Below are 24,509 nucleotides of genomic sequence, written 5' to 3'. Positions count from 1 at the left end.
TTATGAAAAACCTATCTGAAAAATTCGCAACTTTTAGCCAAGACTTTAGAAATGTTCACCGAGAAGCGAAAAAGCAAGGCTTTGTCAATATTATGAAACTTCTATGGAAGGACCTTTTTGTAGGACGCACAGCCTTTCAATGGGTCTATCTCCTGCTTCTTTCCAGTGTTCCCTTCTTCTTAGAATGGACCAATCATACAGGACAGCATGATTGGCTGGGACTGTTTGCCTCTTGGACAGGCATTGTCTGTGTTATCCTGGTTGCCGAAGGGCGTGCTAGTAACTACCTCTTTGGAGCAGTGAATTCCGCTATCTACCTTGTTTTAGCCCTCAATAAAAACTTCTACGGGGAAGTTCTGACAACTCTTTATTTCTTCATCATGCAACCGATCGGTCTTTATGTTTGGCTCTCTAATCGGATCAATGATCAAGGTAAGGTCGAAGAATCTCACTTTGAAGCCAAGAAATTGAACTTAATCGAGTGGATGCGCTATTTGGCCTTGTGTGCTGTGATTTGGATCGGTATGGGCTTCGCGTATCAAAGTATCCATAGCGCTCGCCCTTTCCGTGATAGTATCACCGATGCGACCAACGGGGTCGGCCAGCTCCTAATGACCCGCCTTTACCGGGAGCAATGGATCTTCTGGATTGCGACCAACGTCTTTAGTATCTATCTCTGGTGGGATCAGAGTCTTCACATTCAAGGGATGTACTGGGTTTACACGCTCAATAGTTTAGTGGGCTGGTACCAATGGACCAAAGCCCTCAAGAAGGAGGTGGCTTAGATGGAAACTCTTTCGATTCCAGCAGGAATGACGGAGAAAGAGTATTTTGAGACGGTCGCTAGTGAAGCAGACTTTCTCAAGTGGTATAAGGAGCAAGACCTGCCGACTTATGAAACTCCAAGTGTCACAGCGGACATGGTAGCTTACTGTTTTGTTGAAGGCAAGCTCAAGCTCTTAGCTATTCGCCGCAAAGCCCACCCTTATCAACACCGCCTCGCCTTGGTGGGGGGCTTTGTGAACAAGGATGAAGATGCGACTCATGCCTGTATCCGAGAAGTCAAAGAAGAAGTTGGGCTCGATCTGCCAGTGAATAAGGTGGAGCAGCTCATGACCGTTTCCACCCCTGGGCGGGACCCCAGAGGCTGGGTCATTACCATCGCCCATCTGGTCTATCTGCCAGCAGAAGCAGTAGACTTAGCCCATGCAGGTGACGATGCCAAGGAAGTCGTTTTTCTCGATGTCGATTTCAAAAAATCCCAGTGTTTGCTCGATGGAGAACCCTTAGCTGCTTCTGATTTTGCCTTTGACCATTATCAAATCATTCAAGAATCGATCAAGCGGATTCAGGGGCGTTTAGACTGGAATCCAACCTTCCTCTATCTGTTAGAGGAGCCTTTCACCGTTTATGAAGCAACCGAATTGGTCAATTTGATCAATCCAGGACGTCCCATCGTTAGCAATAACTTCCTCGTAAAATTCGGAGAATTCGTGGAAGAAGTGGGTGTCAAGCGGGTACCTAAGAAAAAACCACGCAAGACCTATCGCTTAAAACAGTAGATCGAGCGGGGTTCATTCTACCAGCCCTCCCTTACTTTTAGTAACGGAAGGGCTTTTTCTGATTTTTCCTGCTCCACTTGTGTGCAAAGTGGTATAATAAACATAATTGAGATCAAAAGAGACAAGACGATGGAAGAAAAAATAATTTTACCACAAAATACACGACTGATGGGGGCTCTGCTTGGTTTTATCGGAGGGGGTCTTGATGTTTTTTGCCACATGCACTACCGGAGTTTGGTCGCGACCCAAACGGGGAACCTCCTGCTTCTCATCGCTGATTGGCACGATCCCCGTGTCGAAAATACCGTCATGCGTTTTTCATCGATTATATTTTTCTCGATCGGCTTTCTGGTTGCCCTCCATATCAAAGAATATCGCAAGACAGCCTTTTGGCGGACCAAGATGTTGCTTCCTTTGTTTGTGGTGACACTCCTGATTCCCTTGGTGTCTGTCATACCACCTGTAGAAGTTCCCTTTATTGCTTTTGGGACAGGGATGATGATGTTGACCTTTACAGGGAGCCTCATCGAAAATCACCCTTATGTGATCTTTATGACTTCCGGAAATTATCGCAAGATGCTGACGGCCTTGTACCGAATCACTCGAGGAAAGGGAGATTTGGACGAGTATCGGCGTCAGGCCATGAATTACGGGATTGTTGTTGGAAGCTTTGTTGCAGGAGCTATTAGCGTAGCCATCCTCATGCATTTCATTCACCAATGGGCCATCTGGCTGATCACAGCCAACCTCTTTTTGATCATGAGCTACTACACCGCCAGAGTCAAACAACTCGGCCTGCAAACAGATAATCTATAAAAAGAGGCTGGGACAAAAGTCCTAGCCTCTCAATTATTTTTGGATTGTCGAGCAAGACGCAGTGGTTGAGTGGGCTCTACTACGCTGATTTCATCAGCTTTTACAGTCCTACTCAACTGTGCGGAGGTGGGACGACGAAATCGAATTCTAACGAATTACCGATTTCTGTCCCACTCTCTGCTTTTTGTGTTTCTATGCTTTTAATTGTAAGAGTTCTTCAATCTCTGCTAGGGTGCTGGCTTGGGAGATGGCGCCACGGAGTTTGGCTGCACCTGAGGTACCACGGAGGTAGTGAGGGGCGAGGCCACGGAATTCACGAACGGCAATGTGCTCACCTTTGAGATCGATCAAGCGTTTCAAGTGTTCGTAAGCAATCTTCATCTTGTCTTCAAAAGTCAAATCAGGCAGGATTTCACCTGTTTCAAAGTAGTGGTTGATTTGGTTGAAGAGATAAGGATTACCCATAGCAGCGCGACCAATCATGACCGCATCAGCACCGACTTCTTCGATCCGTTGTTTGGCATCTTGAACCGTACGGATATCTCCGTTTGCGATAAATGGAATCTTAGTCAGGGCTTGTGCAACCTTGTGAAGGGTCTCAAGATCCGCATGCCCCGTATACATTTGCTCCCGAGTCCGTCCATGCATGGCAAGGGCAGAGACACCCGCAGCTTCAGCAGCGAGGGCGTTCTCAACTGCTAGGGAAGGGTCCGACCAACCCGTCCGCATCTTGACCGTCAATGGAATATCTAGGACGGATTGAACCTTATTGATGATGGAGTAGATCTTGTCTGGGTCCTTGAGCCACATCGCACCAGCCTCGTTCTTGACGATTTTATTCACCGGGCAACCCATGTTGATATCGACGATATCGGTCTTGGTATTTTCTTGGATAAATTCAGCTGCGCGTGCGAGGCTGTCTTCGTCGCTTCCAAAGAGTTGGATCGATACAGGATTTTCGCCTTCATCGATATGGAGCATATGCAGTGTCTTTTCATTGTTGTACTGGATTCCCTTGTCAGAGACCATTTCCATGACAACGAGCCCTGCTCCCAGTTCTTTGGCAATGGTCCGGAAAGCCGAGTTGGTCACTCCAGCCATTGGGGCTAGGACAGTACGGTTAGGGATTTCGACATCCCCGATCATAAATGGCGTATTAAGATTTGTCACGAATGAGTTCCTCCAAGTCATTTTCGTCAAAGTGGTAGTGGGTTTGGCAGAATTGGCAGGTAATCTCTGCACCGTGATCTTCATCTTTCATCTCTTTTAAATCACTAGCTGGCAGACTTGCTAAAGCGTTCAAGAAACGCTCACGGCTGCAGTCGCACTGAAAGCGAAGTTCTTCTTCAGAGAGGCGTTTGAAAGGTTCATCCCCATAGATAGCGGCAAGAAGAGCTTCAATATGGTCTTCAGATTCCAAAAGTGTGGAGATGGCAGGCATTTCTTGGATGCGTTTTTCAAAGCGCGCGATTTCTTCTTCCTTGGCATTGGGTAAGACCTGGAGCAAGAAGCCACCAGCCACCTTGACCTTGTCTTCTTCATCCAAAAGAACATTGAGTCCAACTGCAGATGGTGTTTGTTGGCTTTCCGTCAGATAAAAGGCCAGGTCTTCTCCGATTTCACCGGTTACAAGAGGGGTCATGGAGTTATAAGGATTTCCCGTACCATAATCTGTGATGACCAAGAATTCTCCGTTTCCGACAAATGGTCCCACCAGAACTTCACCAGTCGCAGTCTTCTTGATATCCACTCCAGGATTTTGCACGTAGCCTTTAATATTTCCCTTGGTATCTGCCACGGTGATGATGGCTCCGAGTGAGCTAGTTCCAAGGACTTTGACCGTAATTTTAGTATCTCCTTTCTCGTTTGCCGCCAAGATTTGGCTGGCAATGAGGGTACGGCCAAGTGCGACCGTGGAGCTAGCTTGTGTATGATGTTTTTCTTGGGCTGTTCGTACAGTTTCTGTACTGTCTAGTACATAAGCACGAAAAGCACCACTTTCTGAGATAGTTTTAATAATTTTGTCCATACCTACTATTTTAGCACAAATCAAGCAAAGTGGGGACAAGGAGAATTCTGAAAATCAGTCGTTTCAGAAGAAGGACGAGAAGAAAAGAAAATTCCGAACGTTATTTCTAGAAAGAAGCAATTTCCAAGTAAAAGACGAGTTTCATAGAGAAGTTGGTTTAAAAAGAAAGGAGAAAAATAAACGATAGCCGAGTGGATCTTGAAAAAACATTAAAAATTGCTTATAATAGAGTGTAAGACAAACTTGCAGGTGAGACTCCTGCCCTTAGTTTGAAGAAAGGCATAGATAGGCAACTATCTATGGTATATGAAAAAGAATTATGACATCAGTTGTTGTAGTAGGAACCCAATGGGGTGATGAAGGAAAAGGGAAGATTACAGACTTCCTATCAGCCAATGCAGAAGTCATTGCTCGCTATCAAGGTGGGGACAATGCCGGGCACACCATCGTAATCGATGGCAAAAAGTTCAAGTTGCACTTGATTCCTTCTGGTATCTTCTTCCCTGAAAAGATCTCTGTCATCGGAAACGGCGTGGTGGTCAACCCTAAATCATTGGTCAAAGAGTTAGCTTATCTCCATGAAGAAGGAGTATCAACGGACAGCCTTCGTATCTCTGACCGTGCCCATGTCATCCTTCCTTACCATATCGAATTGGACCGTCTCCAAGAAGAGTCTAAAGGCGACAACAAAATCGGAACGACCATCAAAGGGATTGGACCAGCCTACATGGACAAGGCTGCGCGTGTGGGAATCCGGATCGCGGACCTTTTGGACCGCGACGTCTTTGCGGAACGTCTTCGTATCAACTTGGAAGAAAAGAACCGTCAATTTACCAAACTCTATGATGCAGAGGCTCTGTCATTTGACGATATCTTCGAAGAATACTATGAATATGGTCAACAAATCAAGCAATATGTAACCGATACTTCTGTTATCTTGAACGATGCTTTGGATAACGGCAAGCGCGTGCTCTTTGAAGGAGCCCAAGGGGTTATGTTGGATATCGACCAAGGAACCTATCCATTTGTAACCTCTTCAAACCCAGTCGCAGGTGGGGTGACCATCGGATCAGGTGTCGGCCCAAGCAAGATCGACAAGGTTGTCGGTGTATGTAAAGCCTACACTAGCCGTGTTGGTGATGGCCCATTCCCTACGGAACTCTTCGATGAAGTGGGTGATCGGATCCGTGAAGTCGGCCATGAGTATGGGACAACAACCGGTCGTCCTCGTCGTGTTGGTTGGTTTGACTCAGTTGTCATGCGCCATAGCCGTCGCGTGTCAGGAATTACCAACCTTAGCTTGAACTCGATCGACGTTCTGTCCGGCTTGGATACAGTGAAAATCTGTGTAGCCTACGACTTGGATGGGGAACGCATCGACCACTACCCAGCAAGCTTGGAGCAACTCAAACGTTGCAAACCAATCTATGAAGAATTACCAGGCTGGTCAGAAGACATCACAGGTGTCCGCCACTTGGATGAGCTTCCAGAAAATGCCCGCAACTATGTCCGCCGTGTCGGTGAATTAGTTGGTGTGCGCATTTCAACCTTCTCAGTCGGACCAGATCGTGACCAAACCAATATCCTTGAAAGTGTGTGGTCTAGTTTATAAGCAAATGAAGATAAGAGAGTGGGACAGAAATCGGTCATTTGTTAGAATTCGATTTCATCGTCCCACCTCCGCACAGTTGAGTAGGGCTGTAAAAGCTGATGAAATCAGCGTAGTAGAGCCCACTCAACCACTGCGTCTTGCTCGACAATCCAAAGACAATTGAGAGGCTAGGACTTTTGTCCCAGCCTCTTTTTGAAAGCAGAAAGAGGAAAAAATGTATCAAACGATTTTATTTGACCTAGACGGCACCTTGACCAATTCAGAACTAGGGATTACCAACTCGGTGGCCTATGCCTTAGGAAAATATGGGATTCAAGTGCCAGACAAGAAAGCATTGAGAGTTTTCATCGGTCCGCCCTTGCAGGAGTCTTTTGAGCGCTTTTATGGATTTTCTAAGGAAGAATGTTTAAAGGCCATTGACTACTATCATGAGTATTTTTCCGAAAAAGGCCTTTATGAAAATGAGGTCTATCTAGGCGTTCCTGACTTGCTGGCTTCTCTCAAGCAGGCTGGCAAACAGTTGATTGTAGCTACGTCAAAGCCTGAAGAATTTTCCATTCAAATTCTCAAACACTTTGGTTTGTATGATTATTTTGACTTTGTCGCTGGTGCGACCATGGATAGAAAACGTAGTAAAAAAAGCGATGTTATCCAGTATGCCTTGGAGCAAAATGGGATTACAGATTTGGCGCATACCATCATGATTGGAGACAGGGAGCACGATGTGCTTGGCGCTCAAGCGCAAAAGCTTGATTCTATCGGTGTCCTTTATGGCTTTGGAAGCAGGGAAGAATTGGAAGAAGCCGGCGCCACCTATATTGCTCAAGAAGTTGGCGAAATTGCAGCTTTTATAGGATAACCTTTTCCAAAATATTAAAAGTTGGAACTTTTCTAGTCTGCTGAATATTGCTTGATTTAATATTTCTATCGGTGTACACTTACTGTAGGTTAAGTCACACAGATTAAGAGGTGATAATATGAATTTGTCACGATATATATTAAAATATAGTACTGATGATGGTACGTTGTATTTTAATACTAAAACCAATCATTCATTTTTTCTTACGAATGAATTGAATAGAGTAGTCGACAGCAATGATGTGATTAGGAAAGAGTTTCATGCTTATCTTGATAAAAATAAATATTTAAGTGAGGGTGAGTATGAGGTCGAAAAGTATCTATCTAAAATAAGCGATACAGATGCTGAATTATTGGAACTAACAATTTTGACACATGGAGATTGTAATTTTCGGTGTAAGTATTGTTATGAAAAATTTGAAAATATTGCTATGTCAACAGAGACAGAAGATGCCATTGTCCAATTTTTGAAAGAAAAACTTCAGTCCGGGAAGTATAAGTATTTGTCAGTAGGCTGGTTTGGAGGAGAACCACTGTTGGGATATAAAACTATCAAGCGGTTGTCTCCTGTTTTTATAGATTTATGTGAGAAATATCAGATTCATTATCAAAGTGCAATCACTACGAATGGTTATTTATTGACTAAGAATAAGTTTCGATATTTGAATGAAAAATTTAAAGTGACTAGTTACCAGATAACTTTGGATGGAGATGAAGAAAGTCATAATAATCAGAGAGTATTGCAAAACGGTGGGTTGTCGTATAATCGTATATTCGATAATTTGAAAGCAATGCAAGAAAGTAAATTTGATTTTATTTGTGTGATTCGCTTTAATGTAAGTAAAGATAACTATCAAAATGTTAAAGAGTTTTTAACACATGATGGTATCTATTTCAAAGATGATTCCAGATTTAAGATTTCTTATCATAATATTGGAAATTGGGGCAAAGGAGATAGAGATATAAATTACTGCGTTACTTTACTGGATAAAGATGCAAGTTTTGAATTATCTAAGTTAGCTGTAACTTCAGGATATCATATCTCTTCCCCAGAAGTTGTAGTGAATAATAATTATACCTGCTATTCTAATCGAAAAAATCATTTTATGTTTAATGTAAGAGGAATTGTTCAATCATGTACAGTTGCTTTATATGAACCTCAAAATATTTTCGGTAACATTAATAAAGGTTTTGTGAATTACAGTAAACTGAATGATTGGGTTATTCGGCTTGATGCAAGTTGCAAAGAGTGCCCATTTGTTTTAATCTGTAAATCTGGCTATTGTCCGATGGCCAAGCGAATTACGAAGACAAATTCACGCTATCTATGTAAAAGTGTGAAGGAAAAAATTCGTAAAAATTTAGCACTTTTCGCTTTGTCAAAATCTTATAATGACATTTTAGATGTGGACTAGAAAGGAAGATATCATGAAGGTTAAAGTGAATAACAAATTCGATGACAAAATGAATGCTAAACCTAGAGTATTTAACTATAATTGTGATTGTAAATAATCACGATTTTAAATAAATTAGAGAAGAGGGTTGTGCTATCCCTCTATTTTGATGGATGATAATTATGAGAAATATTTATAAGTACATTGATAAGAAGTATCTTTTTCCTATTTTTTTAGGGCGTATTGTGAATAGTGGTTTGGTGTTGGCGCAACCTCTGATTTTAACGAAGGCCTTGAAGTTAGATCAAGACGGCCTTTCTTATGGAAAAATTCTCAATTTTGTTTTATTTGGTTTGTCTGTCTATCTTGTTATTTATAGTCTGATGCTGTTTTCAAACTATTCGCACAATATATTCCGAAGAGAAATCAACAAAAGTGTCCGTGCCCTTTTATTTAAGAAAGTCATATTGAATCCTAAATTTTCCAATGATGAAAAAGTTAGTCTGCTAACTCAAGATATGGAATATGTGGGCGATAATTATTTGGAAAATATAAATGTTATGGTGAGTTGGGGATTTGTCGCCCTTGTTACAGCCATTTATATTGTTTCACAAAATTTTCTCTTAGGACTTATTTTTGTCATTTTTACGATTATGAGACCTATTCCTCAGTTCATCATGAATCGTCGTTTACAAGATTCGGGAGACAGCTGGTCCAAGCTTAGAACGAAATTACATGGGCTTGTCTCGGATAGTATGCAAGGCAGCCAAACCTTACGGATTAATCAGGCCATGAGGCTGAATGAAGAGCGCGTGAATGATTTAAACGGAGAATATCAAAAAGCCATCCAAAGATTTTGTTTCACACATAATATTATTTTTTTCTTTAATGGATTTATGGTCTTTTTTAGTCAGGTTGTTCCTCTTGCTTTAGGCTTTTATTTGAGTTTACAGGGAAATTCTATTTCTATTACAAGCCTCATCTCTATGTATGTTGCTGCGGGGATGCTGGTAGAACCGATCCAAACTCTGATGTACAGTGCAGCCAATCTCCAAGGTGCCTTGCCGACTGCGAACCGCCTGTTTAAGATTATCGAGGAAGAACCTGATTTCGAAGAGACAAAGGATCAATTTGTTGAAAATCTCGAATCGTTGCGCTTAAATCATATTTCAAAAAGTTTTGCTGAACGTCAGCTTTTTTCTGATTTGACGGCGACGATTTCAGTAGGTCAGAAGGTCTTAATCAAAGGACCGAGCGGGTCTGGAAAGACGACTCTTTTTCGCTTGATTTTAGGAGAAGAAGTATGTGATGAGGGTGACATTTTCGTTCAGTATGATGGAAATCAAATAACGAGTCATTTCCAAGGGAATATCGGTTTAATTAGCCAGCATCCCTTCCTGTTTAACGATACTATCCGCTATAATCTAACTTTTGGTCAGCCTTTTCAGGACCATGAATTATTGGAGGTATTGGACCGAGTTGGCTTAATAGATGAATTTCAGGATATTTTGAATGTAGAAATTCATAATAATGGTGAAAACATTTCAGGAGGTCAGCGTGTCAGATTAGAGTTGGCTCGTTTTCTCTTACGCGAGAAGGATATTTTATTAGCGGACGAAGTGACATCAGCTTTGGACGAAAAAAATAGTCGTCTGGTTAGAGACCTAATCTTTTCTTTGCCGATCACGGTACTAGAAATAGCCCATCATATTGATGAAGAAGAGCGCTATGACCAAATCCTTGAGTTACGTAAAGGATGAGCGATGCCACAATAGTTGGTTCTGCGACAAAGCGGATAGTAGTAAGCCAGCAATTTGTCAGATATTTTTGAGATTCTAAGTGGTGATATTTCCAAAATCATCAATACTCAGAGAACTTAAGCTTTATTTAAGATAGGCCAGCTATACTAGAAGCATAAACAAAGACCTCCTAACTTTGTTTAAACCTCCTAAACTTTTTCATAATAATCTCCCATAAGAGTCGCCCAATCGGCGGCTTTTTTTGTGAGTCGTAAGCTGCCTATGGTATAATGAACAAAGAAACTAAAAGGAAGAAGGAAGAGATGGACTACACGATAGAGGAAAAAGCGATGTTTATGAGGGAAGCCCTGAAGGAGGCGGAGATTGCCCTCGCCAATGATGAAATACCGATTGGCTGTGTCTTGGTCAAGGATGGTCAGATTATCGGGCGTGGACATAATGCGCGTGAGGAGCTGCAGCGGGCGGTCATGCATGCGGAAATCATGGCGATCGAGGAGGCCAATCAGCGTGAAAATAGCTGGCGCCTGCTGGATACGACGCTTTTTGTCACGATTGAGCCCTGTGTCATGTGTAGTGGTGCCATTGGTCTAGCTCGGATTCCCCAGGTGATTTACGGGGCGACCAATCAGAAGTTCGGTGGAGCAGGTAGTCTCTACGACATTTTGGCAGATGAACGCCTCAATCACCGAGTCGAAGTAGAAACAGGAATCTTGGAAGCAGAATGTGCAGCCATCATGCAGACCTTCTTCCGCCAAGGTCGAGAACGAAAAAAACAAGCCAAACTCGCAGCCAAGGCCGAAACACAAGAATAAAAACCGGACCTTTGCAAAATCCACAAATTATGATATAATACCTATCGGAGCAACAGTTCTGCGTGAAGCGGGTCAGGGGAGGAATCCAGCAGCCCTAAGCGAAGTGAACTGTGTGCTCTTTTTCTATAGCTCTTAGTGAGGTAAGCCTGGAAGTCGCAACTGAACTTAGAGATATTGATCCTGAGGAGTGAAGCGACGTGAGGGCTATCACTCACTAGAGTCATCTTGAAATTCATTAGCGGATTCAAAGAATAATAGCGTGAAAATAGAGCTTCGGAAGAAGCCTCTTTTTTTTGATTTTCTAGTCAAAAATAGTACAAATATGCAAACGATTGCTATTGCGTCGTTGCTTGATTTGTGAAAATAAAAAAATTAGCAAATGAAAACGTTTTATAGGATGGTTTTCCTTGATTAAATCCCTGTAAAGCGATATCATAGAGGAGAAGAAATATTGGAGGAATAACATGTCTCATATTAAATTTGACTACTCAAAAGTTTTGGGTAAATTTGTTGCCCCACATGAAGTGGAATATATGCAACCACAAGTGACTGCAGCTGATGAATTGATCCGTAAAGGAACAGGTGCTGGTAGTGACTTCCTAGGTTGGTTGGACCTTCCTGAAAATTATGACCGTGAGGAATTTGACCGCATCTTGAAAGCTGCTGAACAAATCAAAGCAGACAGCGATGTTTTGGTCGTGATCGGTATCGGTGGATCATATCTTGGAGCGAAAGCTGCCATTGACTTCTTGAACCACCACTTTGCAAACTTGCAAACAAAAGAAGAACGCAAAGCTCCACAAATCCTTTATGCTGGAAACTCCATCTCATCTACTTACCTTGCTGACTTGGTAGAGTATGTTTCAGATAAAGATTTCTCAGTCAACGTGATTTCTAAATCAGGTACAACAACTGAACCAGCGATCGCTTTCCGTGTCTTCAAAGAACTCTTGGTGAAGAAATATGGTCAAGAAGAAGCCAACAAACGGATCTACGCAACAACTGACCGTGCCAAAGGTGCTGTAAAAGTAGAAGCAGATGCCAATGGTTGGGAAACATTTGTAGTTCCAGATGATATCGGTGGACGCTTCTCAGTCTTGACACCAGTTGGATTGCTTCCAATTGCTGCATCAGGTGCTGATATCAAAGCCCTTATGGAAGGTGCGAATGCAGCCCGTAAAGAATACACTTCAGACAAACTTTCTGAAAATGAAGCTTACCAATACGCAGCTGTTCGTAACATCCTTTACCGTAAAGGATATGCAACTGAAATCTTGGTTAACTACGAACCATCTCTTCAATACTTCTCAGAATGGTGGAAACAATTGGCTGGTGAGTCAGAAGGAAAAGACCAAAAAGGTATTTATCCAACTTCAGCAAACTTCTCAACAGACTTGCACTCATTGGGTCAATTTATCCAAGAAGGAACTCGTATCATGTTTGAAACAGTTGTCCGTGTGGACAAACCACGTAAGAACGTGATCATCCCTACATTGGAAGAAGACCTTGATGGACTTGGTTACCTCCAAGGAAAAGACGTTGACTTCGTAAACAAAAAAGCAACTGACGGTGTTCTTCTTGCCCATACAGACGGTGATGTACCAAACATGTACGTAACTCTTCCTGAGCAAGATGCCTTCACTCTTGGTTATGCCATCTACTTCTTCGAATTGGCGATCGCCCTTTCAGGTTACTTGAACGCGATCAACCCATTTGACCAACCAGGTGTTGAAGCCTACAAGAAAAATATGTTTGCCCTTCTTGGTAAACCAGGATTTGAAGAACTTGGAGCAGAACTCAACGCTCGTCTTTAATCAATAGACAAAACGATCTCGCCAGAGGTCGTTTTTTTACTTGTAAAATAATTTCATATTTTTTCCCCTTGGATTCAATTATAAAAACACTAATTAGTCATTATTCTCGATCATTTGCTAATCTCATTTCTAAAATACTGATGATAAAGGGGTTCTAGCTAGACAATGGCTATAGACACGGATTTTATACTCAAATCCTTTAATAAAAAAAGTTATTTGAACATAAAAGTTGTCATTTGTCGTTTCATATTATAAAATATAAAACGAATGAAAATATTTGAAAAAGGAATGAAAATTATGAAAAAGAACTTGGCTAAATTCTTGTTACTTTCATCTATGCTTGGTGGAATGGCTATTGCCCACCCAGTTTCTGCGAATACAAAAGCTGCGATTTATGAGTACAAAAATGGTCAGCTAGACCTTGTTCAAAAACCAACATATGAAGGTTTCGAATCGAATCAGCTTTCTTTGAAATTGAAAACAGGTCGTGTCGATGTAGTGGGAGCGCGTGAAGGCAAGAAAGAAAGTGCGCATGATGCAGGAGCCTACCAATTTGCATTGATCTACAAATCTGAAGGTGGCGAAGAAGAGACCGTTGCTAAAGGGCAAAATACAGCAGATGGGACGATTGAATTTGATGATGTGGATCTCTCTGGACTGAATTCTGGAACTGTTAAACTCTATATTCGTCAAACTACAAAAAATGATGGTCGCTTTAAACAGTTGGATAATGGAGAAGGGGAAGTAACAGTGTCCCTTGCTTATGATGAGTCAGGACGCTTGATGGTGGATTCACTTGAAAGTTCCAACCCAATTTATCGTAATTTCATTACAGGCTATAAAAGTCCTGGGACAGATGGGTCGACTTCACCAAGTACAACAAGCCCATCCTCAAGTTCAAGTAGCTCATCTTCAAGTTCAAGTAGCTCAAGCAGTTCCTCTTCTAGCTCAAGTAGTTCATCGAGCTCATCTTCAAGCAGCTCATCTTCAAGCTCCTCAAGTTCGACTTCTTCATCGAGCTCAAGCTCTTCTTCTAGTTCTTCCTCAAATTCAAGCGACTCAAGCAAATCTGTAGTTGGCCGTTTATTGCCAAAAACAGGTCAAGAAACAGGTGTCGTTTTGGCAACATTGGGCTTGCTCTCACTTGCAGGAATTGCTATTGTCTCCCTTCGCAAGAAATTTTAAGATAAGCATCTAAAAGGTCGGATATCTCTCCGATCTTTTTTAGTCCATCAAGACAGGAGTTGGTCCTTGCTTGGTTTTATGTTATAGTAGAATAGAAGAATAAAAAGGAGAATTCGAAATGTCCGAGAAAGATCAAGAACAATTTATGAAACATACTCCCTTAGATGGAGCGCCTCATTTTGATGTGGCTGCGCCAATTTTTGTCCCAAAAGAAGAAGCCGAAGATTTGAAGGTTCCAGAATCTGAGGGAACTCCAGAGGTAGAGGCAACAGATGGTAAGGAGGAATTAAAGGAATCAGCCATTTCAGAAACGGTGGAACTTCCAGAGATGGCTGAAACGACTGTTGGAGAACATCCAGATGTAGTTGTTGCTTCCCAACCGGCTCCTCCATTCCAGCCTGCGCCTCAAGCTCCTCAAAACACAGTATCTGAACCAGTTAGTCCGCAAACAGTGCCTGTTCCTGAGACACCTATTCCACAAGCTCCTCTTTCTCCTGTTGGAAGACCGATGGATACTGCAGACAAGAAGGCTATTCGTTTTGCCCTTGGAATTTTAGTGGGTCTCCTTATCGGTGGAGTCAGTGGCTATTTAATTGGTCATGCCAGCCCTAGTACATCATCATCTAGAAAGCAGACTTCTTGGTCAGGCAACCAGTCTGGTTCTTCTTCCAATATCGATTTGGAGCAATTGACCGCAGAAGATGTGGAAGCCAATTTTAGCTGGGAACAATCTGATATCGAGCAACTTCAGTTTTTGACTGGAACGGATGATGGGGAGACTCCTGAGGAAATGGTCGACGCTTATGGAAAGGCTAGTTCTGTTCAATTTGATAGTGGAGAATTGAAATTATTCTGGGATGATAACTCTTATAATAAAGAGGTCAAAGCGACCTTCTCTAAGAAGGGAAAACAATTACAGCTTGTCAAATTTGAATTTAATCAATTTGGGAAAAATCTTACGGTTGAGGATAACTTTGCAGATGGATTCAAAGTTGGAAATAGTGAGACCGGTGCTGGAGGGACCTCTTACAAAGAGCTTTTAGAAAAATACGGTGATGCAGTCAATCTGACGGTGAGTTCATCTGATTATTCAGACAAGGTGGAAATGCTCATGGACTTCCAAAAGAAAAATGGGGACTATGTAGATTTGACCTTTATTCGCCAAGAAAATGGAGATTTCCTCTTGAGTAGTAAAGACAGTTACTAAATCAATGAATAAAAGAAAAGAAAGAGGCAAGCGCCTCTTTCTTTCACATAAGACGAGACAAATACGCTAATTTTCTATACAATAGAAAGAGTTTGAATAGAAAGAGCATAAAGGATGGAAGAAATTAAAAAGTGGATCAGAGATCATAAGAAAATCCTCCAAACACTTGCAAGTGCTTTGCTAGCTTTTGTCGTTGGTGCTAGCTTGGTTTTTGTGATTCATCCAGTTAAAACCTTGCCAAAAGATCGCTTGTTGAGTTTGTCTCAAATGAAAGAAAATAGTCAGCGATTTGTCGCTTCTTCTTCCAAAGAGCCGGATCTAGAAAATTTGCTTTCACTGGAGCTTGCAAGGGGAGAAGGAAAGACACAAAAAAATTGGGTGACTTTATCTGCATTCGTCAAAAAATTTGGAAAAGCAGTGAGTTTTACACAAGAAGATACGAGTTTTGGAGCGCAAGTCCAGCTAGGCTATGGGACTCCTGTGAAAGGAATCTATCCTTATAAAATAGAATTTCATGAGCAGGATGGTGTCTTTTATCTAAGTGCAGTTCAAGGATTTGTCCCTCATTCGTCTCTCTACAAGAAGAAAAAGGATTTGAAGTTGGCAGATTTTACGGGCTATCAGACACTAGATGGGAAAAAGGAAAAAGGAACAATGGTAGAGGAAGTCTTGAAAAAATCAGGGCTTCCTAACTCACTTAGTTTAACGCGAACTCAGGATAAACACCTTTTGGCCCTGTCTTACCAGGTGACAGATGGATTGGTATCTTTGACTTTTGAGCGTGATCAGAGTGGCCAGTATCGTTTGAGTAAGAAGGGGTAAAGCGAATGCTAGAGTGGATCAAAAAGAACAGAAAAGAACTCTTACTACCTTCTTTGTGTTTTGTTTTAGGTCTTTTACTGTCGATTTCGACTATCCAGGTGCAAGAACAGGATACTGATATCAAGGAAGATAGAAGCCTCACCAGTTTCCAGCCTAAAAACTACCAAAATCTGGTGGCAGGCGAACAAAAAGCCAAGCGGTTTCAGTGGACGATCGAAGCTGTGGTGAATTTGAAGGTTCGTTTAAAACAGAGCCGACAAGCGGGGACACGCTTGGAAACGGTTGTGACTAAATGGGGAAAGGCTCAAAAAGTTCGTTACACTAAAACAGCCAATAGCTCTAAAACGGTTCTCGTTTTGACTTATGTAGCCAATCAGACAGATCAAGAGAAGAAAAATGTCAGTCTGTGGTTTGAACAAGAGAAAGACCAGGGGTATCGCTTAACGATGGTTGATGCGACGAATTTATTAGAAGCAAAAGAGAAGGCAACCAGTAAGAAAGAAATCACTATTGAAAAAGGAAAAAAAGGTACAGAATTCGCCCAGCTCATTAAGAAACTAGGAAATCCCCAACGTTTGGTTTGGGGCGAGCTTCTAGATGGTGGAGAAGGTTTTCAAGCGACTTATCAAATGCCAGGAGAGCCAGAAGTAGTTATGGAATTGAAGAAAAAGGGAAGTAAACTGGTGCTAAAATAACTGAAAGTGAATGACAATGGGAAACAAAGATGGAGTGTATTTCGAAATGAACACACGAGTCTATTTGCGAAGGATAACTAGTAGAGCCCTGAGTCCATTCAAAGGAAGCCGATTCAGAATGCCTACATCGCCATCGGTTTCAACGATAGCCAAGGTGTTCATCTCTTTGGGTTTGTGGTATAATATGAATACCTTTAATTGAAATGAATGGAGAATCTTATGACAGCACAAAAAATGTCTGCTCAAGAAATTATCGCTTTTATTGGAAATGCAGAAAAGAAAACAAATGTGAAAGTAACCTTTGAAGGGGAATTGGCAACAGCTGTTCCTGCTTCTGTCACCAAGCTTGGCAATGTTTTGTTCGGTGACTGGACAGATATCGAGCCTCTACTTGCCAACTTGACAGAGAACAAGGATTATGTGGTAGAACAAGATGGCCGTAATTCAGCTGTTCCCTTGCTTGATAAGCGCTATCTAAATGCGCGTATCGAACCGGGTGCTATTATTCGTGACCAAGTGACCATCGAAGACAATGCTGTCGTAATGATGGGTGCTGTCATCAATATTGGCGCTGAAATCGGTGCAGGAACCATGATTGATATGGGGGCTATCCTTGGTGGCCGTGCAACAGTTGGTAAAAACAGCCACATCGGTGCAGGTGCCGTTCTTGCGGGTGTCATTGAGCCAGCTTCTGCTGAGCCTGTTCGGATTGGTGACAATGTCTTGGTTGGTGCCAATGCAGTTGTGATTGAAGGGGTTCAAGTAGGGAACGGTTCAGTCGTTGCCGCTGGAGCTATCGTTACTCAAGATGTCCCTGAAAATGTGGTCGTAGCTGGTGTCCCTGCTCGCATCATCAAGGAAATCGATGAAAAAACCCAACAAAAAACAGCGTTGGAAGACGCCTTGCGTAATTTGTAAGATAGGAATGGTAGAGGCCGCAAGGCCTCTATTCTAATAGAAAGAAGACGACTATGACATTGGATTTAATCAAAATCAGACGGGATTTGCACCAAATCCCTGAAATTGGCTTGGAAGAATTTGAAACCCAAGCCTACCTCTTAGAGCGAATCGCAGAGATCACAGCGGGCAAGGACTTTGTAGAGCAACGGACTTGGCGGACCGGGATCCTGGTTTATCTCCATGGGGCTGCACCTGAAAAAACGATCGGCTGGCGGACGGATATCGATGGCTTACCTATTGTGGAACAAACGGGCCTTGATTTTGCCTCCAAGCACGAAGGACGGATGCATGCTTGTGGTCATGATATGCACATGACGACAGCTCTTGGGCTTTTGGATCAACTGGTTCAAGTACAACCAAAAAATAACCTGCTTTTTCTCTTTCAACCAGCTGAAGAAAATGAGGCTGGTGGTATGCTCATGTATAAGGACAATGCTTTTGGAGACTGGCTCCCTGATGAATTTTATGGTCTGCATGTACGCCCTGATTTGAAGGTGGGGGACATTGCGACCAATACGGGTACCCTTTTTGCGGGGACCTGTGAAGTCAAGATTACCTTTACAGGTAAGGGAGGGCATGCGGCCTTTCCACATAAGGCCAATGATGCTCTTGTAGCAGCCTCTTACTTCATTACCCAAGTCCAATCGGTTGTGAGTCGAAATGTCGATCCGATTGAAGGTGCTGTGGTGACCTTTGGTTCCATGCATGCAGGAACAACCAATAATGTGATTGCTGAGACAGCCTTCCTTCATGGGACCATTCGGACCTTGACCATGGAGATGAACCTTCTGACTCAAAAACGGGTCAAAGCCATTGCAGAAGGAGTTGCAGCAGCCTTTGATGTGAAATTGGACCTGGAACTCAAGCAAGGAGGCTACCTGCCTGTGGAAAACCAACCAGAATTGGCCAAAGAACTCATGGACTTTTTCACAGCTGAGGAAGACGTGAACCTGATTGATATTCTGCCTGCGATGACAGGAGAAGACTTCGGCTTTCTCTTGAGTAAGGTCCCTGGGGTCATGTTCTGGTTGGGGATTGATACCCCTTATGCCCTGCACCATCCGAAGATGAGCCCAAATGAAGCAGCCCTTCCCTTTGCTGTGGAAAACATTGGTAAATTTTTGAAAATGAAGGCTAACCAATAAATGAATGATTCAACTCCGTCTGGAGTTGGATTTTTCTTTGTTTTATAAAAACTGTTCGGATCTTTCCTAAAAAATGATACAATAAAAGCTAGACAAAAGGAGTAGGTATGAAGAAAACACTACGAAAAGAAACTATAGCAGCCATGAAACAGTTGCCAGAATCCGTGAAAACTCAAGCAGATGAAGAGCTGACTCAGCGCCTCTTGGAGCTACCAGCTTTTCAGGAGGCAAAGACCCTTGCGACCTATCTGTCTTTTGACCATGAAGTTTCCACAGCTGGCTTGATCGAGGAAGCTCTTCAACTTGGAAAACGCGTCTGTGTTCCCCGTACCTATGCACAAGGGCGGATGGAATTTGTGGAATACGATCCTGACATTTTGGAAAAGACACGCTTTGGTTTGTTGGAGCCCAATGAAAAAGGAAGGGTTGTGGATCAGTCAGAGATTGATCTGATCCATGTACCAGGCGTGGTCTTCCAGTCAAAAGGCTACCGAATTGGCTATGGTGGTGGCTATTATGATCGTTATTTGGAAGATTTTACTGGAAAAACGGTTAGTACGATTTATTCCATTCAGCAGAAGGATTTTCAGCCAGATACTTTTGATCAGGCAGTTCAGGAGGTGCTAGTCTATGAAGTTACTCTTTGATCGTCGTTATCCTGTGACCAGCATCTTGTTGCTCGTCACAACGGCAGTCTTTCTTTCCATGTTTATCCGATTTGGAAGTGACTACCAAACAGGTGCAGCTGTTTACTATAGCGGTGGGATTATTGGAGAGGTTGTGAAAGTCGATCCTAGCCAGTTATGGCGAATCGTGACAGCTACATTTGTTCATATCGGTCTAGAACATTTTGTGCTCAATATGATCACTCTCTATTACTTGGGACGTTTGGCAGAAGATCTCTTTGGATCGAAGGCTTTCTTAGCTCTTTATCTCTTATCAGGCATGATGGGCAATGTCTTTGTCGCTATTTTTACGCCAGATGTGATTGCAGCAGGAGCTTCTACAGCCCTCTTTGGACTGTTTGGGACCATTGGTGCTCTGCGCTTTATTGTCCAAAGTCCCTATATTCGCCACTTGAGTCAGTCCTATACCAGCTTGATTGTGGTCAATTTGATCTTTAGCTTCATGCCAGGGATCAGTATGTCGGGGCACATCGGTGGATTAGTAGCTGGGGTCATGTTGGCTTATGTCTTTCCAGTAAGAGGGGAAGCTCGCTTTATGAACAGAACCTATCAGATGAGTGCGGCCCTATCTTATCTCTTGCTTTTACTATATTTCTTAGGTAAAATCTTGAATCTATTTTAAGAGAGAGTGGGACAGAAATCGGTAATTCGTTAGAATTCGATTTCGTCGTCCCACCTCCGCACAGTTGAGTAGAGCTGTAAAAGCTGATGAAATCAGCGTAGTAGAGCCCACTCAACCACTGCGTCTTGCTCGACAATCCAAAAATAATTGAGAGGCTAGGACTTTTGTCCCAGCCTCCTTTTTTTTCTAAAAAATGTAGTCAAACTGTAAACTGACAGAAAATTGATTGAATTATAATGAATTCTATGTTTTTATAATAACATAATTAAGAAATTCAAATAAATAGTGAGTTAGTTTGGGAGTATATGGCTTGTCAGTCCTAAGATAGGTATAAAAATTCACTTTAGAAAGCGCTTGCAATAACTTGAAAAAAGGTGTAGACTGGAGGTATAAAAATCAAAAATGTACTCTTATGTTAAGAAGAGTACAAAAAATGAAGGAGATTTGCCATGAAAAAATGGTTGTTAAAACTCTCATTGGTAGTGATGACGCTTTTGCTCCTACCGATTCAAGCTGTTCAAGCCTGTTGTGGTTTTATCATTGGTCGCCAATTGACCAAGGATGGGACCACTCTCTTTGGTCGGACAGAAGACTACCCTTACTATCCAAATGGTGGAAAGCACAACAAAAACTTTGTGGTTGTTGATGCGAAGAACTATAAGGAAGGGGATCAACTGGAAGACGAATCCAATGGTTTTACCTATCCACATGCTGCTAGTGAAATGAAATACACAGCGACTTATGACTCTGCTCGTGGAGATGGTAGTAACGGTGCCTTTGGTGAACACGGATTTAACGAAGCCGGCGTCTCTATGACATCAACTGTTACAGCAATTCCAAACAAAAAAGTCTTGAAGACCGACCCATTGACAGAAAACGGAATTCCAGAAGCTGCTATGTTGGACGTGGTTTTACCGCGCGTTAAGTCTGCTCGTGAAGGGGTTGAATTCCTAGCTAAAGTCATTGAAGAAAAAGGATCAGCAGAAGGGAATGTTGTCGTTTTTGCAGACCAAAAAGAAACTTGGTATATGGAAATTCTTTCTGGTCACCAATATGTAGCGGTAAAAGTCCCAGAAGACAAATATGCAGTCTTTGCAAATACCTATTACCTTGGTCATGTTGATTTAAATGACAAGGAAAATGTGATCGCTTCGAAAGATGTTGAAAAAGTAGCCAAAGAATCTGGTAACTACAAGACAGACAAAGATGGCAACTTCCATATTGCAAAATCTTATGGACCAGATAAATATGCTGAAGGGGACCGTTCACGTACTTATGCAGGAATCACCCTTTTGGATCCAAAATCGAAAGTGACCTATGAAGATGATGAGTATGAACTCTTCCGCTCACCAACAGATCCTAACAAGAAATTTACTTTGGAAGATGCTTTTGCTTTCCAACGGAACCGTTTTGAACATTTGAATGGTCGTTTTGTACCAGATGATCAAATTGGTGTCAAGAAACAAGGAGACAATGGTAGTAACGATACTGTTCGGAAAGACCAATACAAGTATGCTTTAGGAAATGAAAACGTCATCGATGCCCATGTCTACCAAATCAATCCAAACCTTCCAAAATCATTTGGTGGTACTTTATGGCTTGGTATGGGACCATCTCGGAACACTCCGTATGTTCCATTTTATGGAAATGTAAAAGATACCTATAAGGCTTTTAAACCTCAAACTGCTACCTATGATCCGAATTCATGGTATTGGACAGTATGGCATATTGACAACATGGCGATCAATAATCAAGATATCTTTGGTAAAACTGTTCAAGATCACTGGAAAGCATTGGAAAAACAATTGATTATTGAACAAGAAGCTAGTGATGCGAAATATAAAGCTCTGAAAGACAATCCAGAAGCTGCTAAAGCAGTAGAAGATGAAGTTACAGCAAATGCTCTTGCACTATCTAAGAAGATGTTTGAACACTTCAAATCTTATGAAGCAGACATGCATGCTCGTTTAGTTGAAGCTGGACGCAAGGATGACCCATATCGTGCATCATTGCCAGATAATTACAAAGATCCAGAACCTGAAAAACCAGTTCAACCTGAAAAACCAGTAGAACCTGAGAAACCAGTTCAACCTGAAAAACCAGTACAGCCAGAAAAAACTCAGCCAATTCAAACCAAAGTCAATGAAGAAGGCAATCCAAATAACCGCTTCGGTTATGCAGCTACAAAAGATAAGGAATCTTATGTTTCTACTAAAGTTGAAACATTTGTGAAACCAGAAGCAAAAGCTCAAGATCCATCCGAAGCAGTTTCAGCTGGTAATGGTGGCAATGAGAACAATCGTTTTGGTTCATCTTTCGCAAAAGCAACTGTTGAAACTTTCCCAAATACAAATTATTCTTACAATGTTCATCCTTAAACAATAAGAATTAAAAAGTGAATTGGACCAAGTCCAATGAAACGAAAGAGGCCGGATTTTTATCCAGCCTCTTTTGTATTCTGTAGATTTGTGAATGATTAGTCTGCAGTTTTTTCAGACGCTTCTAATTCTTTTCCGAGTTCGATAATATATTGTTTGAGATCATCTTTGACTTGAGGGTGTTTCAAGGCATAGTCGATCGAAGTTTTCATAAAGCCGAATTTATCACCGACGTCATAGCGATCTCCAGTGAATTCACGAGCAAAGACGCGCTGTGTTTTATTGAGCGTGTCAATCGCATCCGTCAATTGAATTTCATTTCCAGCACCTGGTTCTTGATTTTCAAGGATCGCAAAGATCTCAGGAGTTAAGAGGTAGCGTCCAATGATAGCGAGATTACTTGGCGCATCCTCTGGGTTTGGTTTTTCGACAAAAGTTTCAACGCTATAAAGACCGTTAATCCCTTCGCCTTGAGGTGCGATCACACCGTAAGAAGAAACCTCTTCGTGAGGGACTTCCATCACAGCGATAGTTGACGCATGGGTTTCATCGTAGTCGTTCATCAATTGTTTGGTAAGTGGCAAGGCATCATCATTAGTGATGTCCATGAGGTCATCTCCCAGCATGACGACAAAAGGATCGTTTCCAACAAAGGCCTTGGCTTGAAGAACCGCGTCTCCTAAACCTCGAGGGTGACTTTGGCGGATGAAGTGAAGATTGATCGCTGTTGTATCATTGACCAACTTGAGTAAGTCAGTCTTGCCTTTTTGCTCGAGATTGTATTCTAATTCGAAGTTAGAATCGAAATGGTCTTCGATCGAACGTTTGGCCTTCCCTGTTACGACAAGGATTTCCTCAATCCCAGATTTCAGAGCCTCTTCTACGATAAATTGGATCGTAGGTTTGTCAACGATTGGCAACATTTCCTTGGCCAAGGCTTTAGTAGCTGGGAGGAAGCGTGTCCCCAAACCAGCCGCAGGAATGACTGCTTTTCTAACTTTAGTCATATAGTTTCCTTTCTAAAAGGTAGGATTGATGTTAGGGTGGTTAACTTATTTCCACTCGTTTTCTTCTTTAAATTCATTGCTCATCATGTGGTGAATGGCTTCGCGGATATCTTTTCCTTCATAGATGACTTGGTAAATAGCTTGTGTAATCGGCATATAGACATCCAATTCTTGCGCCAGCTCATAGGCGACTTTTGTCGTAGAGATCCCTTCAATAATCATGCCCATGTTGGCTTCGATATCTTCCAATTTTCCCCCACGTCCGAGAGCATCCCCAGCTCGCCAGTTACGGGAGTGAACAGAAGTTCCGGTAACGATCAAGTCACCGACCCCAGATAAACCGCTATAAGTCAATGGGCTAGCTCCGAGTTTAACGCCAAGGCGCGTGATTTCAGCGAGACCGCGCGTGATGATGGCTGCTTTGGCATTGTCACCATAACCAAGACCGTGCAGGGCCCCAGCTCCGACAGCGATGATATTCTTCAAGGCTCCAGCAGTTTCCACTCCGATGACATCTGTATTGGTATACAGGCGGAAGTAGTGATTGCTAAAGAGTTCTTGAACATAGCGTGCAGCCTCTAAATCTTTTGAAGCTGCTGTAATGAGGGTGATATCCCGTACGATGGTCTCCTCTGCATGACTCGGTCCAGAGACGACCACTACCTCACTGCGAAGAGAAGCAGGAATTTCTTCTTCAAGGATTTGAGAAATCCGATCGTGTGTACCAGGTTCTAGCCCTTTAGAAGCGTGCATCACTGTTACAGGGTGATCTAGTGTTTCAGCGACTTGTTTTGCGACCAAGCGGGTCACCTTTGTAGGAACTACAAAAAGGATAGCGTCTACTCCGTCCAAGGCAGCTTTCAGATCAGTCGTAGCGGTAATTTGATCGCTAATAACGATGTCTTTGAAATAGCGTTGATTGATATGAGCGGTATTGATTTCATCGATTTGTTCTTGGATATTTCCCCAGAGACGGACTTCATGGCCGTTATCATTGAGGACTTGTGAAAGGGCTGTTCCCCATGAACCAGGACCCAATACTGCAACGGTTTGTTTTTCCATTGTATCTTCCATTTCTATGTCTATTTTTCAACAAGGCTAGGAATCTAGCGCTTGCGCCTTCGAAACGGCCTAATGTGTGCCTT

At 42.3% G+C, this 24,509-nt stretch carries 22 protein-coding genes and 1 other RNA gene; 19 read left to right on the top strand and 4 right to left on the bottom strand.

The features are described 5' to 3' along the window. Window positions 1-2: 2 nt before the first annotated feature. The 3 genes from pnuC to HMPREF0833_RS06620 all read left to right on the top strand — a co-directional run bounded on the left by pnuC (window position 3) and on the right by HMPREF0833_RS06620 (window position 2,378). Window positions 3-785 (top strand): nicotinamide riboside transporter PnuC, encoded by a 783-nt coding sequence (gene pnuC / locus HMPREF0833_RS06630; protein ID WP_041818385.1) that lies wholly within the window; start codon window positions 3-5, stop codon window positions 783-785. After that, entirely contained in the window at window positions 786-1,562 is a 777-nt protein-coding gene (locus HMPREF0833_RS06625; RefSeq protein WP_003015125.1) for an NUDIX domain-containing protein, read from the top strand. A gap of 129 nt (window positions 1,563-1,691) precedes the next feature. Then, window positions 1,692-2,378 carry a YoaK family protein gene (locus HMPREF0833_RS06620; RefSeq protein ID WP_013904279.1) on the top strand — a complete coding sequence of 229 codons (687 nt, stop codon included), beginning with the start codon at window positions 1,692-1,694 and terminating at the stop codon, window positions 2,376-2,378. Window positions 2,379-2,570: 192 nt separating this feature from the next. Here HMPREF0833_RS06620 and dusB read toward each other — a convergent pair whose 3' ends face one another. Continuing rightward, entirely contained in the window at window positions 2,571-3,548 is a 978-nt protein-coding gene (gene dusB, locus HMPREF0833_RS06615) for a tRNA dihydrouridine synthase DusB (RefSeq protein WP_003012894.1), read from the bottom strand. After that, on the bottom strand, window positions 3,535-4,407 hold the full coding sequence (gene hslO, locus HMPREF0833_RS06610) for an Hsp33 family molecular chaperone HslO (protein WP_013904278.1): 873 nt from the start codon (window positions 4,405-4,407) through the stop codon (window positions 3,535-3,537). The genes dusB and hslO overlap by 14 nt, the downstream gene beginning before the upstream one ends. 319 nt (window positions 4,408-4,726) lie before the next feature. Here hslO and HMPREF0833_RS06605 point away from each other — a divergent pair, with 319 nt between their 5' ends. The 16 genes from HMPREF0833_RS06605 (at window position 4,727) to HMPREF0833_RS06535 (ending at window position 22,357) form a co-directional block, all read left to right on the top strand. After that, window positions 4,727-6,019 carry an adenylosuccinate synthase gene (locus HMPREF0833_RS06605; RefSeq protein WP_013904276.1) on the top strand — a complete coding sequence of 431 codons (1,293 nt, stop codon included), beginning with the start codon at window positions 4,727-4,729 and terminating at the stop codon, window positions 6,017-6,019. Window positions 6,020-6,233: 214 nt separating this feature from the next. After that, window positions 6,234-6,878 carry an HAD family hydrolase gene (locus HMPREF0833_RS06600; protein ID WP_003002091.1) on the top strand — a complete coding sequence of 215 codons (645 nt, stop codon included), beginning with the start codon at window positions 6,234-6,236 and terminating at the stop codon, window positions 6,876-6,878. 118 nt (window positions 6,879-6,996) lie between these two features. Continuing rightward, complete coding sequence (locus tag HMPREF0833_RS06595) at window positions 6,997-8,292, top strand: radical SAM protein (protein ID WP_003016815.1); 1,296 nt, start codon at window positions 6,997-6,999, stop codon at window positions 8,290-8,292. Window positions 8,293-8,453: 161 nt separating this feature from the next. Continuing rightward, window positions 8,454-10,031, top strand: a complete 1,578-nt coding sequence (locus HMPREF0833_RS06590; protein ID WP_003016812.1) for an ATP-binding cassette domain-containing protein — start codon at window positions 8,454-8,456, stop codon at window positions 10,029-10,031. Window positions 10,032-10,333: 302 nt separating this feature from the next. After that, window positions 10,334-10,843: a tRNA adenosine(34) deaminase TadA gene (gene tadA, locus HMPREF0833_RS06585; protein ID WP_003016809.1), complete on the top strand. Its 510-nt coding sequence runs from the start codon at window positions 10,334-10,336 to the stop codon at window positions 10,841-10,843. A 39-nt stretch (window positions 10,844-10,882) separates the two neighbouring features. After that, window positions 10,883-10,977, top strand: an RNA gene (gene ffs / locus HMPREF0833_RS10175) — signal recognition particle sRNA small type. Window positions 10,978-11,307: 330 nt separating this feature from the next. Beyond that, on the top strand, window positions 11,308-12,657 hold the full coding sequence (locus HMPREF0833_RS06580; RefSeq protein ID WP_003002120.1) for a glucose-6-phosphate isomerase: 1,350 nt from the start codon (window positions 11,308-11,310) through the stop codon (window positions 12,655-12,657). A 297-nt stretch (window positions 12,658-12,954) separates the two neighbouring features. Next, the gene (locus tag HMPREF0833_RS06575) at window positions 12,955-13,842 is read left to right on the top strand and encodes an LPXTG cell wall anchor domain-containing protein (protein WP_229040425.1); all 888 of its coding nucleotides are present in this window, start codon (window positions 12,955-12,957) and stop codon (window positions 13,840-13,842) included. Between the two features lie 118 nt (window positions 13,843-13,960). After that, a complete protein-coding gene (locus HMPREF0833_RS06570; protein ID WP_013904272.1) occupies window positions 13,961-15,049 on the top strand; it encodes a hypothetical protein in 1,089 nt (362 codons plus the stop codon). 114 nt (window positions 15,050-15,163) lie between these two features. Further along, window positions 15,164-15,871 (top strand): hypothetical protein, encoded by a 708-nt coding sequence (locus HMPREF0833_RS06565; protein ID WP_013904271.1) that lies wholly within the window; start codon window positions 15,164-15,166, stop codon window positions 15,869-15,871. A gap of 5 nt (window positions 15,872-15,876) precedes the next feature. Continuing rightward, entirely contained in the window at window positions 15,877-16,566 is a 690-nt protein-coding gene (locus HMPREF0833_RS06560; RefSeq protein ID WP_013904270.1) for a hypothetical protein, read from the top strand. A 219-nt stretch (window positions 16,567-16,785) separates the two neighbouring features. After that, entirely contained in the window at window positions 16,786-17,484 is a 699-nt protein-coding gene (gene dapD, locus HMPREF0833_RS06555) for a 2,3,4,5-tetrahydropyridine-2,6-dicarboxylate N-acetyltransferase (RefSeq protein ID WP_041818384.1), read from the top strand. 53 nt (window positions 17,485-17,537) lie between these two features. Further along, window positions 17,538-18,671 (top strand): N-acetyldiaminopimelate deacetylase, encoded by a 1,134-nt coding sequence (locus tag HMPREF0833_RS06550; protein WP_013904268.1) that lies wholly within the window; start codon window positions 17,538-17,540, stop codon window positions 18,669-18,671. A gap of 107 nt (window positions 18,672-18,778) precedes the next feature. Next, window positions 18,779-19,318 carry a 5-formyltetrahydrofolate cyclo-ligase gene (locus HMPREF0833_RS06545; protein WP_013904267.1) on the top strand — a complete coding sequence of 180 codons (540 nt, stop codon included), beginning with the start codon at window positions 18,779-18,781 and terminating at the stop codon, window positions 19,316-19,318. Then, on the top strand, window positions 19,302-19,979 hold the full coding sequence (locus tag HMPREF0833_RS06540; RefSeq protein WP_013904266.1) for a rhomboid family intramembrane serine protease: 678 nt from the start codon (window positions 19,302-19,304) through the stop codon (window positions 19,977-19,979). Before HMPREF0833_RS06545 ends, HMPREF0833_RS06540 begins: the two co-directional genes overlap by 17 nt. 449 nt (window positions 19,980-20,428) lie before the next feature. Beyond that, a complete protein-coding gene (locus HMPREF0833_RS06535) occupies window positions 20,429-22,357 on the top strand; it encodes a C69 family dipeptidase (protein WP_013904265.1) in 1,929 nt (642 codons plus the stop codon). Window positions 22,358-22,455: 98 nt separating this feature from the next. Here the strand turns inward: HMPREF0833_RS06535 and galU are convergent, their stop codons facing one another. Together galU and HMPREF0833_RS06525 are read right to left on the bottom strand one after the other, a co-directional pair. Continuing rightward, window positions 22,456-23,364, bottom strand: coding sequence for a UTP--glucose-1-phosphate uridylyltransferase GalU (gene galU / locus HMPREF0833_RS06530; protein ID WP_013904264.1), 909 nt, complete (start codon window positions 23,362-23,364; stop codon window positions 22,456-22,458). A 45-nt stretch (window positions 23,365-23,409) separates the two neighbouring features. Then, window positions 23,410-24,426: an NAD(P)H-dependent glycerol-3-phosphate dehydrogenase gene (locus tag HMPREF0833_RS06525; RefSeq protein ID WP_041818383.1), complete on the bottom strand. Its 1,017-nt coding sequence runs from the start codon at window positions 24,424-24,426 to the stop codon at window positions 23,410-23,412. Between the last annotated feature and the right edge of the window lie 83 nt (window positions 24,427-24,509).

Origin of the sequence: Streptococcus parasanguinis ATCC 15912 (assembly GCF_000164675.2) — a bacterium.
Classification (GTDB): Bacteria; Bacillota; Bacilli; order Lactobacillales; family Streptococcaceae; genus Streptococcus; species Streptococcus parasanguinis.
Note: the sequence above shows the minus strand (reverse complement) of the source record. Positions and strands in the feature narration are given on the sequence as shown.